Raw genomic sequence first — 17,356 nt, forward strand, 5'->3', positions numbered from 1 at the left:
AATAAAATGAGCGGCCTAACGAAACAGAAAAGGAAGCCCGGAAATCAAGGCGCGCACATATCGCGGCTGTTGAAAAAGGCCGTTCAGCGAGATTCGCGGCAAAAGATAATTATCCCGGCCCCGGCGCAACATGCCGGGCATGGTTGTGACCGCGAGCGACACACCGCACGCTTCAACCGCTCTGGCTTCGCGCTCGCTCGCAGCGCTGGACCAACCATATGGATAGGCAAAGGTCGTGGGTTTTCGACCGGTTATCAATTCAATAGCGCTGACGGAATCGGAAATTTCCTCATGAAGGCGCCTCGGATCGACGCGCCGGAGGTTGCAATGGGTGACGGTGTGCGCCCCGATGGACAGGAGCGGGTCACTGGCGATCAGCTTGCGCAACTCTGCCGCATCCATCACCAACTCGCTGACGAGCGCATAGGGATCGATGCCGGCGCTTTTGGCAGCAGCGTCGATTCGGCCAACCGCGACATCTTCATCATATGTTTTGACGAAATCAGCAATCCGGCCAAACAGCGCCGACTTCTTCCGATTGGTGGAAGCATTGAACGTTTCCTGCCCGTGGCCCAGATCGATTCGGATTTTCTCGGACTGCTGAAGCAGGCGCTCCGCTGTTTCCCACCACGGCGCGCAGGAGCGCTGCACAAAGCCCGACGTTGCGAAGATCGTGTACGGAACGCCGTAACGGCGGAAAATTGGCGCGGCGTGCTCGGCATTGTCACGATAGCCATCGTCCAGCGTGACGGCAAAGAAGCGGCCCGCCTCGCCTTGCGATTCCAGCGCGAGAATATCCTCAAGCCGCACGGGGATCAGCCCGCTATCCAGCGCGGTCTTCAGCGCAGCATCAAGAAACTCAGGCGTGATCGACAGGAGCGCATTCGGCTGAAACTGATTCGAATCCGGCGGGCGCACATGATGCAGCGTGAAGATCAGCCCCCTTCCCGACCACGGAGCGCGCGCGACAGCAGCCGGCAAAGCGCCAATTGCCTCAAGCGCCACCCGAATGCCCGCATAGCGCAACGCCATGCGCATGTTTGGATGATCAGTCACCCGCACCTTTCCACAGAAAATTCGACGCAAAAGAACATGAGAGGCTAAACACTCTCTGAATCTGCGAATTTTACCCGGCAAAATGGCAAAAGCCCTTCTGATTTTGCCGCTCTAAGTTGAAATTCAAAACCATTGCAAAGATCGCGCTTTTTATCGCGACAACGCCTTGTTTCGCAGTATGCGATTTGCTACATGCCGCGTGCCGGTTCGACCGGCCCTTTCGTGACGTGCGGTCGTGGCGGAATTGGTAGACGCGCAGCGTTGAGGTCGCTGTGGGGCAACCCGTGGAAGTTCGAGTCTTCTCGACCGCACCATCACGAACTTATATGTAACCCTTTGAAACCATTGAATTCAAAGGGTTTATCGACACTCCTGCAATAAGTTTCCACCTCAAAAATCCCCCAAAAACCGGAAGCGCGCATTGATAGCGCTCGCGCTTCGACCATTCTTTGGCAATGGCACGGCATATGAAACCGCGAGGCGAGTGCGGGGTACGGCTTCGACATGCTGTCCGACCTCCAACGGTCAAAATACGGTCCAGGAAGCCCAGCGCCCGGAATGCGCTGATCGATTGACGCAGCCTCGCGTTGATGGTCCGTTCGGGCAGGATGGCCCAAGCGGAGACCCTTGATGACAATCTGGAATTGGCGGCTTCGCAAGATTGGGCAAGCGCTTTGGTTGCGGGCATCGATCTTTTGTTTTGCCGCGGTCTTTGTGGCGGTGTTCGCTAACCATCTGGGCTTTTTTGTTCCCGACTGGCTGCCCTCGAAGATCGGCGCGGATTCGGTCCAGTCCATCCTCGCCATCATCGCCTCGAGCATGCTGGCCGTAACGACATTTTCGCTGACTGCCATGGTTGGCGCGCTGGTGGCCGCCACACAAAACGTCACCCCGCGCGCCGGTCGCCTGCTTATGGCCGACAAAACCACCCACAATGTGCTGTCGACCTTTCTGGGCGCGTTTTTGTTTAGTCTTGTCGGCCTGATTGCGCTGGGGGCAGGCGCCTATAACCAACAGGGCCGGACCGTCCTGTTCGCCGCCACGATCATCATGATCACCATCATCGTCGGCACTCTATTGCGCTGGATCGAACACCTATCGACTTTCGGCCGCATCACCGACACGACCGACCGCGTTGAGGATGCGGCGACAAAGGCCATCAGGCAGCGCAGGCAGATACCCTATCTTGGCGGCGTGATGCGCCAACGGGACCTCGATTTAGCCACCGCCGCCATGCTGGGTACTCCGGTCAACGTAACGCAGTATGGCTATGTGCAGCATGTCGATGTCGGGCTGCTCGACCGGCTGTGTAAACAAACCCGCGCCGAAGTGGACATTTTCTGCTTGCCCGGCAGTTACGTAGGACCGAACCAACCCGTTGCGGTCGTCACGACGGCCGGTATCAGCAGCGACATGCAAGCAGAATTCGCGCGGGCTTTCGAGATCGACGATGTGCGCGCCTTCGACCAGGACCCACGTTTCGGATTATGCGTGCTGACCGAGATCGCCTCGCGTGCGCTGTCGCCAGCCGTCAATGATCCAGGCACGGCCATCGACGTCATCGGGCGTCATTTGCGCATTCTCGCGATCTGGGCCGAACCTCAACCGACGCCTGATGAACCACTGAGCCATCGGGTCCGCGTGCCGGACCTGGAGATCAACGACTTGTTCGACGACGCTTTTCGGCCGATTGCACGCGACGGAGCGGCATTGGTTGAGATTCAACTGCGGCTGCAAAAGGCGCTTGTCGCGCTGGCCAGGATCGGAGAAGAGCGCTACCGCGCCAACGCCATCCGCCATTCGCGCGAGGCCATCGTTCGAGCCAGCAAGACGGGTATGATAGAGTCCGACCTGGCGCTGATCGAGGCCGCCGCCAAAGCTGTGGATCGCGCGCAAGCGCTGACCTAGCACGCGGCTTGGGTGACGCGGAGCGAAGCGCTCCCCCGGACAGAAGGCCCGGAGTTTTAATCTAGACCTCAGTTTTGATTGACCAGTCGGATCTGCTCAGGTAGCCCGAAATACTTGTGCGCCATTGGTATCTGGCAACGGTAGCTAGTTTGATTAGCTGGCAAGCACTCGCTATAAAAGTACTATACTTGATCTACTTTTCGATGATTCGGGAGAGCGCCATCAGAGATCTGACCATCAATCGATTCCGCATGGCCAGAGGCAAGATACTTGCGCGACAAATCTCCCGCTTGCGGGAGAAACTTGGACGAAACATTACCATCCTCGATATCGGTGGCAGACCAGACTATTGGTATAACGTGAATCTTGATGGCGTTGGCGTTTTGCACGTCCTCAACAACGACCCATCCGAACTCAGGCGCCCCGTGCCCTCGAACGTTTTCGAGTTTGCGAGTGGCGATGCGCGGGATTTGTCCGCCTATAGCGATAAGTCCTTTGATCTGGTTCACTCGAATTCGGTTATCGAGCACGTGGGCGACTGGCCGGACATGTTTGCAATGGCCAAAGAAGCGCGGCGTGTGGGCTCCTCCGGCTGGGTTCAGACACCTGCCTGGGAATTTCCAATCGAGCCGCATTTTCAATTGCCATTCGTTCACTGGTTCAGCAAACCGGTGAGACACAAAGCTCTTTCGGTCTGGCCATGCTATAGGCGGCTATCGCTGGAGGAAAAGCGATCGCATATTGATGAAATAAACCTTGTTTCCTATCGGCAGTTCAGCGAGCTTTTCCCAAACTGCGAAATATTTATCGAGAGACTGCTTCTCGCCAAAAGCTACGTCGCTCGATGGGGCGTGCTGTAGCATTCAAGCTGGTCCGAGAAGCCGACCGTCCAACCCATTTCAATGTGGCTGCAACCATCGAACCGGCCAGCCGCGCGCTCGATTTGCCGCAAGCGGGACTCGACGCAAGGCAGATTTGGGACCATATGCTCTGCGACATGACCAGCCGCCAGACCATAGCCACGTCATTTGAGCCCACGGATGCATCCGAGCCCGTGGAGTGGCTGATAGAGCCCGGACTGACGGACTACCAAACCGCGCTAAGCTTCATGGAAGCGCGGGCCGAAGCCATCCACGCAGGGACCGCTGCAGAATTGATCTGGCTCGTGGAGCACCCGCCACTCTATACGGCTGGCACCAGCGCGCATGCGGAAGATCTCGTTGAACCTAACCGCTTTCCGGTTTTCGAGGCGGGACGCGGCGGCGAATATACATATCACGGTCCCGGCCAGCGGGTCGCGTATGTGATGCTGGACCTCAAGCGCAGAAGACCGGATGTTCGCGCCTTCGTGGCTGCGCTCGAAGAATGGATCATTCGCTCGCTCGCCCATTTCAATGTGAAGGGCGAGCGCCGCGAGGATCGTGTCGGCGTGTGGGTCGTTCGACCGGACCGCCCTGCCCTGCCGAGCGGAGCGCCTGCCGAAGACAAGATCGCAGCCATTGGCATCAGGCTACGGCGCTGGGTCAGCTTCCACGGCATCGCCGTGAATGTGGAGCCTGACCTCACGCATTTTTCCGGGATCGTGCCTTGCGGCATCAGAGGGTATGGCGTGACCAGCCTTGTCGATCTCGGATTGCCCGTAACGATGGCTGATTACGACATCGCTCTAAAGCAAGCCTTTGAAGAGATTTTCGGTCCCGCCCGCGCGGCAGCGACATTGCTCGCCGCGCAGTAAAAACATCGCTTCAGCTAAAGCGCGCCGATCCACAATGCCGTCGAAATAAGAAACGCGCTCATGCACACCATCGATACAACGTCTTGAAGAATCTCGCTCATCGCGTCCTCCTGTTTGTTGATTGTTCGTATTTTGTTCCATTTTTGTTCAAAGTCAATATACGAACGAAGGACGAACAAACGCTCCTGACATTTTTCGGTGGCGCGAGACGGACCATTATTAGGCCGCATAAAAAAACCGGGGACCGAAGCCCCCGGTTCAGAACTCCGAGCGGAGCCTGTTAAATCAGGATCACATTGTTGATGTCGTGGTCGATATAGACAAGGGTGCCGTTGGAGCTGTTCTCGTAGACATCGTATGTCGTGCCATCCTTGCCATCCACATAGCCCGGATGGCTGAGCGCAAAATGCGCATTCCCATCAAGCCGCACCGTATCGTCGCCTGTTCCCTTGATTTTCAGGATCTGATTGGTTGCCGACAGATCGAGCACGTCATGCTCGTTCAGATTGATGGTGTTCGCGCCGTTTCCACCAATATCAATGGTTTCAACACCTGATAGAAGCCCATCAGGAACCTTGGTCAGATCAAGCGTGTGGTTGCCTTCCCCAAAGCTGAAAACATTGCCCGAGATCGTAAAGTTCGGAAGCACGTTCAGTGAGAACTCCGCAGACTCGGAACTGGTCTGTCCCAATTGGTTCACGACGTGAGCCGTGTAGACGTGATTACCGCCAGCCGACAAACTGTCGGTAAACGACCAGTTGGTTCCCGTAACGCTCGCCACTTCGATGGGGGGATATGCTACACCTGGCTGATCGGTCACCGGGGCAACCTCCGGATCAGGACCGTTGTAAAGCGTATCTATAGTTAGCGCGACTGCGCTTGATGCACCGAGCACCTTTCCGGCCTTATCAACCGCGACAATGGTGAAGCTGTGAACGCCATCGGACAGCGCGGCTGTCGGCTGAACGTTCCAAGTGCCGTCGGCGGCAACGGTAGCGGTGCCTATGATCGCATTGCGATCCATCAGTCGGATCGTGGAGCCAGCTCCCCCGCCCGCGCCGCTGATTACAGGGCGGGTATTGTTGGTTTCGCCCGTTGCAAAAACTGGTTTGACAGGCTCGGCAGACGGCTCTGCCGCAGACCAGACATATTTAATCACCGGCTCTGATACATGCGTATCAACAATCAGATGGAACGGTTCCGATGGCTCGCTGGTGCCCTCATACGAATGCAACTGGACCAAAGTAAGCGTATAGCTGCCATCCGTGAGCGGCACTGTTGGCGTAACGGTCCATGTGCCGTCTGGAGCTACGAAGGACCATCCAATTTCGACCCCTCCGTTCTGCAGGCTTATCCTCGCACCGCGTGCCCCCCCGATGCCATGAAAGACCGGCTGCGTGTCTGTTGTCGCTACGTTGGATTCTATAGTTCTGGCAACGTAGCCCATTTCATCGGTTACTACTGTCAGAACGAGCGGGTGAGGCGCGACATAGACCGTGATGTCCAGCGGATCGCTCCGCTGGCTCTCATTGCCGTTGCTGTCGGTCAGCGTATATTGGAAGGTGTGATCGCCATCGCGGAGCGGTTCCACCGGCGTTAGCATGCCGATCACCGGATCATAGGTCGACGCAACCTTCTCACCATCGACATAAAGCGATGGCACCGGGTCGAGGTTCTCCCCGACATAGATGCCCGGCGTGCGGTTATCCGTCTCGTGATCAGTTGGAGGCACGACGACCGGGTTCGGCCCGGAATAGACAGTATTGACGGTCAGGTTGAACGCGCTGCTGGTCGGGCTGGTGTGACCGGTCGTATCGATCTGCACCAGCGTCAGGCTGTGGTTGCCGTCGGCAAGTGCCGCCGTCGGGCTGACACTCCATGTGCCGTCGCCGGCCACGATTGCCGTGCCGATCATGCTGCCATTCTCGATCAGCGCAATCACTGCGCCCGCTTCGCCGCCAGCACCTGTAAATTGAGGCTGTGCATCATTGGTCACACCGCCGGAGACAATCGCCCCAGTCACCGTACCTACATCGTCGGTGACTGCGCTGATGACCGGTGCATCCGGTGCGCCATCGACCGTGATATCCAGCGGACGGCTCCGCTGGCTTTCATTGCCGTTGGTATCGCTCAGCGTATATTGGAAGGTGTGATAACCATCGTTGAGCGGTTCCACCGGCGTTAGCATGCCGCTCACCGGATCATAGGTCGACGCAACCTTCTCATTATCGACATAAAGCGATGGCGCCGGGTCGAGGTTCTCCCCGACATAGATGCCCGGTGTGCGGTTCTCCGGCCGGGCTTTCGTCTCCGGCTCGGTGAAGGGGTCCGGCCCCGCATAAAGCGCCGTTTCACCCTCGGTAATGATCGGGGCATTTGCAGTACCCGGCTCACCGTTGGAAATGCCGGTTGAAGGATCGACGTTTGCTGGATCAGTGTCGGTTACTGAGGTCGAAATGCCTGCCACTTAAAACTCCGTTTGCTCCAAAATGCGAAAACCGAAAGTCTTGCCAACCCAATCAAGCGCGGGAATGTAACGGCTTACATTGCCGCTACATTCAGCCACTCGCGACCGGGGGAGGTCGCGGATTAGGCAGCCAAAACTTTCAAACAATCTCTTGCGAAGCGCCGCCGAAAAGCGACGCACCGGGGGCAAACGGGGCTCTGCACAAATCTTACGACTTGCGAGACTTCAAGAGATGTTATGTCCTACTTAATAAAGTATAATCTAATATAAGACAATACCCTACTTTGGAACGAGTACGGAATGCCCAACGGGAACGCACAATAGTCCGCGTTGGCCGCGTTCGTGCTCGCCTGCCAAAGCCTAGACAAACTATCAAGCAATGTCTGCGACAGGTTCCGGGATAAGGGGCTTAGTGGCGAACCTGCCACCTGTCATAAAGCGCTGCGCAAGGGCGATCCATTGCTGCGCGCGGGCGTCCCAATTATAGTTGCGGCGTGCAAATTCGACCCGCTCGCGGCGTTGCACTGCGGCGGCGGACGGATTGGCTCTTGCTTCCAGCAATCCATCACACACAAGCTTTATATAGCCGTTCGCAAGGTTAGCGCCTGAGGCTAGAACGCCATTGTTCTCGGACGGCATAAGCTTGCCAAATCCGTTGAGCGTCTCGGGCAATGCCCCGAAACTCGTGGTATAAATGTCCGCGCCGCTGGCCATCGACTCCATGACCGCGATACAGGACGTTTCCATGAAGGTGCTGGGATACGCCAACGCGGCAACGCTGCTGAGCGATTTCGCCAGATCAGATTGAGACACTGAGCCTATATAATCCACCCCGCGCAACGATCTCGCCAGATTATATAAGTAAATGTATTGGTCCGCTTCCGGGTTAATCCCGTAGACTTTCATCGACGAATGTATTCGAAGCCGAACATCAGGTACGCGAGCGCGAATCGATGGAAAGCACTGAAGCAATACCTCAAGCCCACGGTTCGGTGTACTGCAATATACCAGCGTCGGGTGCGCTCCGGTTTCATACCATGCGGGGGCAACAGGCTCCGCCAGCATTGCTGGAGAAACCGCATTGCCGATCACATGCACATCGCTTTGCGGCAACGCAAACCGGGCAATGAAACGCCGCGCCTGCCAGTTGCTGACCATGACATGGCCGTCCCAGGATGCGCGTTCTTCCGGCTCTTGAAGGCGCAGAATGGGAGGCTGATTAATGTCATGATGCCCCCAAAGCACCATCGGAACACTCTTGCCCACCGCGGCACGAATATGACTTCCGACTGCGGAGGAAACGACAACCAGCAGATCGCAATCCGTCAGCAGGCCAACGCTCGCGCTCTTTGTCGGGATAACGCGAACGCCATCAACCGTCGATGCAGTTTCACAATGATTGAAAAGTGTTACCTGAACGCCCGCGCGCACAAGCGCAGAGGCGAGATAAGCAATAGCAGATTCTGTTCCGCCCAATGGCCGATTCAACGGCGTGTGGGGATCAAAACCGAGATGGCTGTTGTTCAGAAAACTTATCTTCATCTGCGCGCCGACCTGCGGGAATCTTTTCGACGCGCGAATGAATATCACACATTACTAATATTAACAGTCGCTTCCATGAGAAATCAGAGCGGAACTACCTTGCCGTCTGCGAGCGTGACACGGCGGTCCATGCGCGCGGCCAGCTCAAAATTATGCGTGGCGATGAGCGCGGAAAGTCCCGACTGCCGCACCAAGGCTTCGAGCGCGTCGAACACATAATGCGCCGTTTTCGGGTCGAGGTTGCCGGTCGGTTCGTCGGCCAGCAACACCTGCGGCGCGTTTGCAACGGCGCGGGCAATCGCCACCCGCTGCTGTTCGCCGCCCGAAAGCTCGGCGGGGCGATGGTTTCCGCGATGGCCGATCTGCATATAGTCAAGCAATTGCGCGCCGCGCGATGCCGCTTCGGCCCGCGACAGCCCCTTGACCATCTGCGGAACGACGATGTTTTCCAGCGCGGAAAACTCCGGCAGGAGATGATGAAACTGATAGACGAAACCGATTTCGTTGCGACGAATGGCAGTCCGCGCATCGTCGCCCAACTTGCCGCAGGCACGTCCAGCGACGAAAACCTCCCCACCATCGGGGCGCTCCAGCAGGCCGGCAGTGTGCAGCAAGGTTGACTTGCCCGTGCCGGACGGCGCGACAAGCGCAACCATTTCGCCGCGCTTAAGGCTGAAATCGGCACCGCTCAGAATGATGAGCTTACGCTCACCTTGCTGGTAGTGGCGCTCGACGCCCTTTAGTTCAATGATTGCGGGTTGAGCCATTATTCGTAACGCAACGCTTCAACAGGATCGAGCCGGGCCGCGCGCCATGCAGGCACGATGCAAGCGAAGAATGTGAGCACCATCGCCATGATGACGACTGAAAGCACTTCGCTGAAATCCATCTTCGCGGGCAGCTTACTGAGGAAATAGAGTTCGGGATTGAACAGAATCGTGCCGGTGAGCCACGAAAAGAACTGCCGGATGGACTCGACGTTCAGGCAGATGATGTAGCCGAGCAGCACACCCGCCGCCGTTCCGGCAATGCCGATGGTCGCGCCCGTCATGAGGAAAATGCGCATGACCGAACCGCGCGTTGCGCCCATCGTTCGCAGGATCGCGATGTCGCGGCCCTTGTCCTTCACCAGCATGATGAGGCCGGAAATGATATTCAGCGCCGCCACCAAAACGACCAGCGACAGGATCATGAACATGACGTTTCGCTCGACCTGCAGCGCCGAGAAAAACGTCTCGTTGCGCTGCCGCCAATCCGTCAGATAGACGGGCCGCTGCGCCGCCTCCTCGACAGGCTTTTTCAGCGATTCAACCGCATCCGGCGAGTTTACGTAAAGCTCGATACTCTGCGCGATGTTCTCAAGATTGAAAAAGAGCTGCGCCTCGGACAGCGGCATATAGATGACCGAGGCATCGTATTCCGACATGCCGACTTCGAAAATCGCCACAACCGGATAGCCCTTCACGCGCGGCGTGGTGCCGATTGGCGTGACGTCGCCATCCGGCGAAATCAACGTGATCGTGTCGCCAAGAACGAGGCCGAGCGAATCCGCCAAACGCTGGCCAATGGCCACACCTTCGCTGGCGTCGAAATTCTCGATAGTGCCCTGCTTGATGTTCTTGGCTACAAGATCGACCTTCGCCAGATCCGAGCCACGAACACCCCGCACCAGCGCGCCATTGCCAGAAGGCGTGTTACCCTGCGCCAGCACCTGGCCCTCGATCAACGGCATTGCCAGACGCACGCCCGGCACCTTGCTGATGCGGTCTGTAACCGCCGCGTAATCGTCCATCATCGTGTCGATTGGCGCGACGATGAGGTGGCCGTTCGCGCCGAGGAGCTTGTCGAGCAGTTCGGCACGGAAGCCGTTCATAACTGCCATGACAACGATGAGCGCCGCGACGCCGAGCATGATGCCCGCGAAGGAAATGATCGCCACCATGGAGGTGACGCCTTCCTTGCGCTTGGCGCGCAGATAGCGCCACGCAACCATCCGCTCAAACGCCGAAAACGGCCCCGCTCCGCGCGCGGGAGCGGCGCTCATTCAGCCGCTCCGAAACGCTCCAGCGCCACAGCCAGCGAAACTGTTTCTCGCTCGCCGGTGCGCCGATTCTTGATTTCGACTTCGCCAGCAGCCGCGCCGCGCGGACCTACGATGACCTGCCACGGCAAGCCGATGAGGTCGGCAGTCGCGAACTTGCCGCCCGCGCGCTGGTCTGTATCATCGTAGAGCACATCCTTGCCCGCTGCCTGGAACGCATCATAAAGCCGCTCACAGATGCTGTCGCATTCGTGATCGCCGACCTTCATGTTGATGAGCGCGATGTCGAATGGCGCAACGCTTTCCGGCCAGATGATGCCTGCATCGTCGTGGCTGGCTTCGATGATCGCTGCGATGAGGCGCGTCGGGCCAATGCCATACGATCCCATCGAAACATTGTGCTCCTTGCCATCCGGCCCCTGCACTTTCGCACCCATCGGCTTCGAATATTTCTCGCCGAAGTGGAAAATATGGCCAACCTCGATACCGCGCGCAGACAGACGGTCATCCGCCGGGATTTTGTCCCACGCGGCTTCGTCATGCATTTCGTCCGTTGCGGCGTAGGGTGTCGTCCACTCCTTCACGATGTGCGCAATCTGCGCATCATTGCCGAAATCCGTCGACGCGCCGGGCACTTCCAGATCGAGAAATTCGCGATCACAGAAAACCTGACTCTCGCCCGTTTCGGCCAGAATGATGAATTCGTGACTGAGGTCGCCGCCAATCGGACCAGTATCGGCGCGCATCGGAATCGCCTTCAGCCCCATGCGCGTGAAGGTGCGCAGATAAGCGACGAACATGCGATTATAGGCGGCCTTCGCGCCCTCATAATTGAGGTCGAACGAATAGGCATCCTTCATCAGAAATTCGCGGCCGCGCATGACGCCGAAACGAGGGCGGACCTCATCGCGGAACTTCCACTGAATGTGATAGAGATTGAGCGGCAAATCCTTGTAGGACTTCACGTAGGAGCGGAAAATCTCGGTGACCATTTCCTCGTTGGTCGGTCCATAAAGGAGTTCGCGATCCTGCCGGTCCTTGATGCGCAGCATCTCCTTGCCGTAGTCGTCGTAGCGACCGCTCTCGCGCCACAACTCGGCGGACTGAATGGTGGGCATCAGGATTTCCAGCGCGCCGGCGCGGTTCTGCTCCTCGCGAATGATCTGGCAAACCTTGTCCATCACGCGCTTGCCTATTGGCAGCATGGTGAAACTGCCCTGCCCTTGCTGGCGGATCATACCCGCGCGCAACATCAGGCGATGCGAGACAATCTCGGCCTCGCGGGGGTTCTCTTTCAGGATGGGCAGGAAATAGCGAGACAGACGCATTCGATAGTCCGTGAAAATGGGCCGCAGTGAATCGGCTGGGGAATATGCTGATTTGACCCGGCTTCATAGCCATTTCATGACCGAATGAAAACCAAAAGCCGCTTTGAATCGGCATTCAACGCTTCACGAAATGGAATGATATGGAATTGTGCAGCGCAGCACAGAATCTGTGCATTACGCAGCAACATTTTTCGTGACATTAGACGCAACCTTGGTCTAATGTGCCACTGCATAATCGAATGGGCGAAAAACAATTCGCCCTCTTACGCGGTCAAAGTCTTGGGAGGATGTGATCTAGGCGCGCTAATCCGCTGCCGCCGGAAAACCGGAAAACAGATCAGAACGCGTTAAACTGCAAGGCTTCGGGCCTTGCTTTTTTTTTGTGCAGTTTCGCAAAATTTAGCCGAAAGAATTTGCGCAGCACCGGAAGTGTTTTCTGCGCAAATCGAGCGCTTACCCCTCAACCGCCTGCCGGCACTACCCCGCCCTCCGCTATGGCTCTGGGCGTTCGTCATTTGAAAAGCCCATTCTGGGGCTTTTCATCCGCTGCGCGGACCACTCCTCACCCCTCAGGGGGAGAAGGGGACAACTGCGATGCCTCGCACAGCTCACTTCAATTCGTGAGCCTCGGGCGCGAGACGCGGGATGTCGGCAAAGGTGTAGCCAAGGCCGCGCGTGAGATAAAAGAACCCGCCGCAAATGATGAGCGCGACAATTGTCGCCCAGACCATCGCGCGGAATATGTGCGGTCCGCGCGGCGCGCTGGGGACCGTGCCGAGCGTTACCTCGCCATCTTCATCCTGCGTTTTCAGGCCAAACGGCAGCACGGCAAACAGCACGAGCCACCAGACAACGAAAAAGACCGCAAATGCGGAAAACCAGCTCACCCGGCCTGCTCCAACTCTACCAGTGTGCCCAGAAAATCCTTCGGATGCAGGAAAAGCACAGGCTTGCCATGCGCTCCGATTTTCGGCTCGCCATCGCCAAGCACGCGCGCGCCCTGCGATTTCAGCCGGTCGCGCGCGGCAATTATGTCATCCACCTCGTAGCAGATGTGGTGCATGCCACCCGCAGGGCTTTTCTCAAGAAAGGTCGCGATGGGCGAGTTTTCGCCCAGCGGTTCCAGCAACTCGATCTTGGTGTTGCCCACATCGATGAACACCACGGTGACACCATGCTCCGGCAACAGCTGCGGTTCCGACAGGCGCGCGCCGAGCGTATCGCGATAAAGCGCACTCGCGGCCTTCATGTCAGGGACTGCGATGGCAACGTGATTGAGCCGACCGAGCATTCCAGTGCATCCTTCCCTGCTGCCGCTATCGCGTGACGAACACCGTCACGAGCGGCTTCTTGCCCCATGCCTGATTGGCCGCACCGCGCACCGCGCGGCGAACCGCCTCTTGCACGAGGTCGAGGTCTTTTCGCCGCTGACGCGGTATGGAATCCAGCGCGCCGATTGCCGCATCCAGCATAACCTCTTCAAGGTCATCGCCCCTCGCATCCGTCTGCGGAACGCCGATTGCCACAATATCCGGATCGCCGGAAAGCTCGTAGCGGTCATCCAGCACGACATTGACGGCCACATGGCCGGCGAAGGACAGCTTGCGCCTGTCACGCACGCCCATGTCCTCATCGGACCCGATGAGATTGCCGTCTTTGTAAAGCCTGCCGAACGGAACCTGATCGATAATTTCGGGCGCGCCGGGCCACAAGCGCAGCATATCACCATCGCGCACCTGCGCGACCTGAGGTATGCCGGACATGGCCATCAGCGAACCCTGCGCGACCAGATGCGCCGCCTCGCCATGCGCCGGAACGCCGATCTGCGGGCGCACCCATTCGTACATCTTTTTCAATTCGCCACGGCGCGGATGGCCCGACACATGCACCAGCGCATCCGTGTCTTCGATGATGCGCATGCCCATGTCGATCAAGCGATTCTTGATTTCGAGGATGGCGCGCTCGTTGCCGGGAATTGCGCGCGACGAGAAGATGACGCTGTCGCCCGGCGTGAGCGGAACCGCCTTCATCTCCTCACGCGAAAGCTTGGCAAGCGCCGCCTGCGGCTCGCCCTGGCTGCCCGTGCAGATGACGACCAACTCCTTGCGCGCAATATAGGGATAGTCCTCCTCGGCCAGAAATGGCGGCAGGCCATCCATGTAGCCAAGTTCGGTCGCCACACCGACAACGCGCTTCAGCGAGCGGCCAAGCAGCAGGACCCTGCGCCCCGCTCTGGCGGCAGCCTCCGCAATCGACCGGATGCGCCCGACATTGGACGAAAAGGTGGTGATCGCAACACGCCCCGCGGCTTCCGAGATGATCTTTTCAAGGCTCTCGCCGACCGCCTTTTCCGACGGTGACTCGCCTTCGCGCAGCGCATTGGTGGAATCGCAAATGAGCGCCAACACGCCAGCGTCGCCAATTGCGCGCAGGCGGGCTTCGTCCGTCTTGGGGCCAATCTGGGGCGCAGGATCGATGCGCCAGTCGCCCGTGTGCACAACCGTGCCGGCGGGGGTGGTGATGGCCAGCGCCATCGGCTCCGGAATCGAGTGCGCGACCGGAACGGCCTCAATCTGGAACGGGCCGACGGTAAACTTTTCTCCGCCGCGATAAATCTGAACCGGAATATCCGGCGCGCCATGTTCCGACTGGCGCTTCGCCTCCAGCAGGCCAGCGCCGAACGCTGTCATCCACACCGGGACCTTGAGGCGCGGCCAAAGATCGTGCAGCGCGCCATAATGATCCTCGTGGACATGCGTGATGACGATGCCGCGCAGATTGTCGATATTTCCTTCGATAAAGCGCGTATCCGGCAGGATGAGATCGACGCCGGGGTGCTTCTCGTCCGGGAAGGTCACGCCCACATCGACGATGAGCCATTCGCGATTTTGCGAGGGGCCAAAGCCGTAAAGCGCGAAATTCATGCCGATCTCGCCAATGCCGCCCAGCGGCACGAAAACCAGTTCGGCGCTATTCTTATCCGCCATCAAAATTCCCCTGTCCCGCTATGCCGTTCCAGCCGACGCAACCGCACCGAAATGAACGTCACCCGCCGAAATCGCAAGCCGCTGGCCGTCCTCATCCCGGATGACGAAACGGCATTCCTCGTCAATCGTCTCAAATATACCGCGCTTGACCTGCCCGTCGACACGCACCGCGACCTCACCGCCCAAGCCCGCTGCGCGCGACAGCCAAAGATTGCGGATCGCCGCCAGTCCCTCTCCGGCGCGCCAGCTTGCGAAATGCGCGACCCACGCATCCGACAGCGCGACGAACAGGGTCTGAGCGTCGCATTGCGCGCCGAGATTCGTCAGCGACGTTGCGGGGTATGGCACATCCCTGGGATGCTCAACAACATTGACGCCAATGCCAACAGCGACCGCCATGCGGTCCGGCGCGAGCATGGACGATTCAAGCAGAATGCCCGCCATCTTCGCGCCATCGGCCAGAACGTCGTTCGGCCATTTCAACTCGAAGCGGTTGCGGCCCGCACTCGCACCATCCAGCGCGATCTTGACCGTGCGGCCTGGAGCGACAGCGTCTAGCGCATCCGCCAGCGCCAGACCCGCAACGAAACCGAGCGTTGCGGCATGTTGAAAATTGCGCTCGAGAACGACCAGAAGGGTCGCCGCCAGATTACCTTTTGGCGTGGCCCAAACCCGACCGCGTCTCCCCCTGCCCGCTTCCTGCTGCAGCGCCGCTATCCAGAGATTGCCGCTGTCAGCCTCGCGCGCCCGCTCCAGAGCGAGCGCGTTTGTCGACCCAACGCTCTCATATGCTTCGAGGCGATAGCCAGACAGCAGCGCTGTCGGCGCGAGTTGAAAGCCGGTCAAAAAAACGTCTTTGCCGCTGTTTGAGCAACAGCCTCAAGCGGCCCCATGAACAGCATATAGAGCAGCACGAACGCGCCCGAAATGCCGAGCACCAGCCGCAACTCGCCCGCCATTGGCTGGAAGCCGCCAACCGGCTCATCAAACCACATGATCTTGATGATGCGCAGATAATAATAAGCGCCCACCACGGAGGCCAGCACGCCAATGACCGCCAGCGCATAAAGCTTGGCGTCGATTGCCGCGAGGAAGACGTACCACTTGCCCCAGAAGCCCGCGAGCGGCGGAATGCCAGCCAGCGAGAACATGAGGATCGTCAGGATCGTCGCCATGACCGGGTTTGTGTTCGAAAGGCCAGCCAGATCGCTGATGGACTCTACATTGCCGTCACGCCGGCGCATGGCAAGGATGAAGGCGAAGGTGCCGAGCGTCATGCCAAGATAGATCGTCATATAAATGATGACGCCACGCACGCCCGCTTCATTTGCTGCAGCGAGGCCGACAAGCGCGTATCCCATGTGGCCGATGGACGAGTATGCCATCAGGCGTTTGATGTTCTTCTGCCCGATGGCGGCGAAGGCGCCGAGCACCATCGACGCGATGGAGACGAAGACGAGAATCTGCTGCCAGTCATGCGCGACGGGGCCAAACGTGCCGACCGTGACGCGGACCAGCAGAGCCATTGCCGCCATTTTCGGCGCGGCCGCAAAAAAGGCCGTGACCGGCGTCGGCGCGCCTTCATAAACGTCTGGCGTCCACATATGGAACGGGACTGCGGAGATCTTGAACGCAATGCCCGCGAGCAGGAACACCAGACCGAAGACGAGGCCGAGCTGACGCTCGCCGCCCATGAGCGCGTTGGTGATTTCCGCAAAGCCGACATGGCCGGTGTAGCCGTAGATCAAGCTAATGCCATAAAGCATCATGCCTGACGACAGCGCACCGAGGACGAAATATTTCAGGCCAGCCTCGGTGGAGCGCACGCTGTCACGATTGATCGCGGCGACCACGTAGAGCGCCAGCGACTGCAACTCCATACCGAGATACAGCGCGATCATATTGTTCGCGGAGATCATCACCATCATGCCGAGCGTCGAGAGCATGATGAGGACCGGAAATTCGAACTTGTCGAACTTTTCCGCCTTGGCAAAGCCAACCGACATGATGAGCGTGACGACCGAGCCAATCAGCGTCAGCACCTTCATGAAGCGCGCGAAGGAATCGCTGACAAACGCGCTGCCGAACGCTTCGCCCGTTCCGGTGAAAAGCACCAGCCATGCGCCCGCGCCGATCAGGACGGCGACGGCGAGGCCAGTTACGGTGGTGTTGGCGCGTTCACCCGAAAACGCGCCGATCATCAGCAGAACCAGCGCACCGATTGCGATAATCAGTTCGGGCGCGGCGAGCGAGAGGCTGAGGGAAAGGTCTGGGGTCATCTTGCCCTATCCT

14 protein-coding genes and 1 tRNA gene are annotated in these 17,356 nt (G+C 58.5%); 4 read left to right on the plus strand and 11 right to left on the minus strand.

The window, feature by feature from the left end; translation table 11 throughout:
* Window positions 1–15 precede the first annotated feature (15 nt).
* A complete protein-coding gene (locus DY251_RS07420) occupies window positions 16–1,056 on the minus strand; it encodes a polysaccharide deacetylase family protein (protein ID WP_245415890.1) in 1,041 nt (346 codons plus the stop codon).
* 229 nt (window positions 1,057–1,285) lie between these two features.
* Here DY251_RS07420 and DY251_RS07425 point away from each other — a divergent pair.
* From DY251_RS07425 to lipB, 4 genes are all read left to right on the plus strand, one after another.
* A tRNA-Leu gene (locus DY251_RS07425) sits at window positions 1,286–1,370 on the plus strand.
* A 316-nt stretch (window positions 1,371–1,686) separates the two neighbouring features.
* Window positions 1,687–2,964, plus strand: coding sequence for a DUF2254 domain-containing protein (locus tag DY251_RS07430; RefSeq protein WP_116623245.1), 1,278 nt, complete (start codon window positions 1,687–1,689; stop codon window positions 2,962–2,964).
* Window positions 2,965–3,113: 149 nt separating this feature from the next.
* Window positions 3,114–3,824 carry a class I SAM-dependent methyltransferase gene (locus DY251_RS07435; RefSeq protein WP_199498802.1) on the plus strand — a complete coding sequence of 237 codons (711 nt, stop codon included), beginning with the start codon at window positions 3,114–3,116 and terminating at the stop codon, window positions 3,822–3,824.
* A gap of 137 nt (window positions 3,825–3,961) precedes the next feature.
* The gene (gene lipB, locus DY251_RS07440; protein WP_116623455.1) at window positions 3,962–4,699 is read left to right on the plus strand and encodes a lipoyl(octanoyl) transferase LipB; all 738 of its coding nucleotides are present in this window, start codon (window positions 3,962–3,964) and stop codon (window positions 4,697–4,699) included.
* A 280-nt stretch (window positions 4,700–4,979) separates the two neighbouring features.
* On the opposite strand, the gene DY251_RS07450 is transcribed toward lipB, so the two are convergent.
* The 10 genes from DY251_RS07450 to nuoN all read right to left on the minus strand — a co-directional run bounded on the left by DY251_RS07450 (window position 4,980) and on the right by nuoN (window position 17,343).
* Entirely contained in the window at window positions 4,980–7,166 is a 2,187-nt protein-coding gene (locus tag DY251_RS07450; RefSeq protein ID WP_116623248.1) for an Ig-like domain-containing protein, read from the minus strand.
* 372 nt (window positions 7,167–7,538) lie between these two features.
* On the minus strand, window positions 7,539–8,708 hold the full coding sequence (locus DY251_RS07455) for a glycosyltransferase family 4 protein (RefSeq protein WP_137113499.1): 1,170 nt from the start codon (window positions 8,706–8,708) through the stop codon (window positions 7,539–7,541).
* 83 nt (window positions 8,709–8,791) lie between these two features.
* Window positions 8,792–9,475, minus strand: a complete 684-nt coding sequence (locus DY251_RS07460; protein WP_116623250.1) for an ABC transporter ATP-binding protein — start codon at window positions 9,473–9,475, stop codon at window positions 8,792–8,794.
* A complete protein-coding gene (locus DY251_RS07465; RefSeq protein ID WP_116623251.1) occupies window positions 9,475–10,752 on the minus strand; it encodes a lipoprotein-releasing ABC transporter permease subunit in 1,278 nt (425 codons plus the stop codon). The genes DY251_RS07460 and DY251_RS07465 overlap by 1 nt, the downstream gene beginning before the upstream one ends.
* Window positions 10,749–12,077 carry a proline--tRNA ligase gene (gene proS, locus DY251_RS07470; RefSeq protein ID WP_116623252.1) on the minus strand — a complete coding sequence of 443 codons (1,329 nt, stop codon included), beginning with the start codon at window positions 12,075–12,077 and terminating at the stop codon, window positions 10,749–10,751. The genes DY251_RS07465 and proS overlap by 4 nt, the downstream gene beginning before the upstream one ends.
* Before the next feature lie 608 nt (window positions 12,078–12,685).
* Window positions 12,686–12,964 carry a DUF1467 family protein gene (locus DY251_RS07475; RefSeq protein ID WP_116623253.1) on the minus strand — a complete coding sequence of 93 codons (279 nt, stop codon included), beginning with the start codon at window positions 12,962–12,964 and terminating at the stop codon, window positions 12,686–12,688.
* Window positions 12,961–13,368, minus strand: a complete 408-nt coding sequence (gene mce / locus DY251_RS07480; RefSeq protein WP_116623254.1) for a methylmalonyl-CoA epimerase — start codon at window positions 13,366–13,368, stop codon at window positions 12,961–12,963. Before mce ends, DY251_RS07475 begins: the two co-directional genes overlap by 4 nt.
* Before the next feature lie 25 nt (window positions 13,369–13,393).
* The gene (locus DY251_RS07485; protein WP_116623255.1) at window positions 13,394–15,064 is read right to left on the minus strand and encodes a ribonuclease J; all 1,671 of its coding nucleotides are present in this window, start codon (window positions 15,062–15,064) and stop codon (window positions 13,394–13,396) included.
* An 18-nt stretch (window positions 15,065–15,082) separates the two neighbouring features.
* Window positions 15,083–15,910, minus strand: a complete 828-nt coding sequence (locus DY251_RS07490; RefSeq protein WP_116623256.1) for a biotin--[acetyl-CoA-carboxylase] ligase — start codon at window positions 15,908–15,910, stop codon at window positions 15,083–15,085.
* Window positions 15,907–17,343, minus strand: coding sequence for an NADH-quinone oxidoreductase subunit NuoN (nuoN, locus tag DY251_RS07495; RefSeq protein ID WP_116623257.1), 1,437 nt, complete (start codon window positions 17,341–17,343; stop codon window positions 15,907–15,909). Before nuoN ends, DY251_RS07490 begins: the two co-directional genes overlap by 4 nt.
* Window positions 17,344–17,356: the final 13 nt, after the last annotated feature.

Source organism: Mesorhizobium denitrificans, assembly GCF_003403035.1.
Lineage (GTDB): Bacteria > Pseudomonadota > Alphaproteobacteria > Rhizobiales > Rhizobiaceae > Mesorhizobium_G > Mesorhizobium_G denitrificans.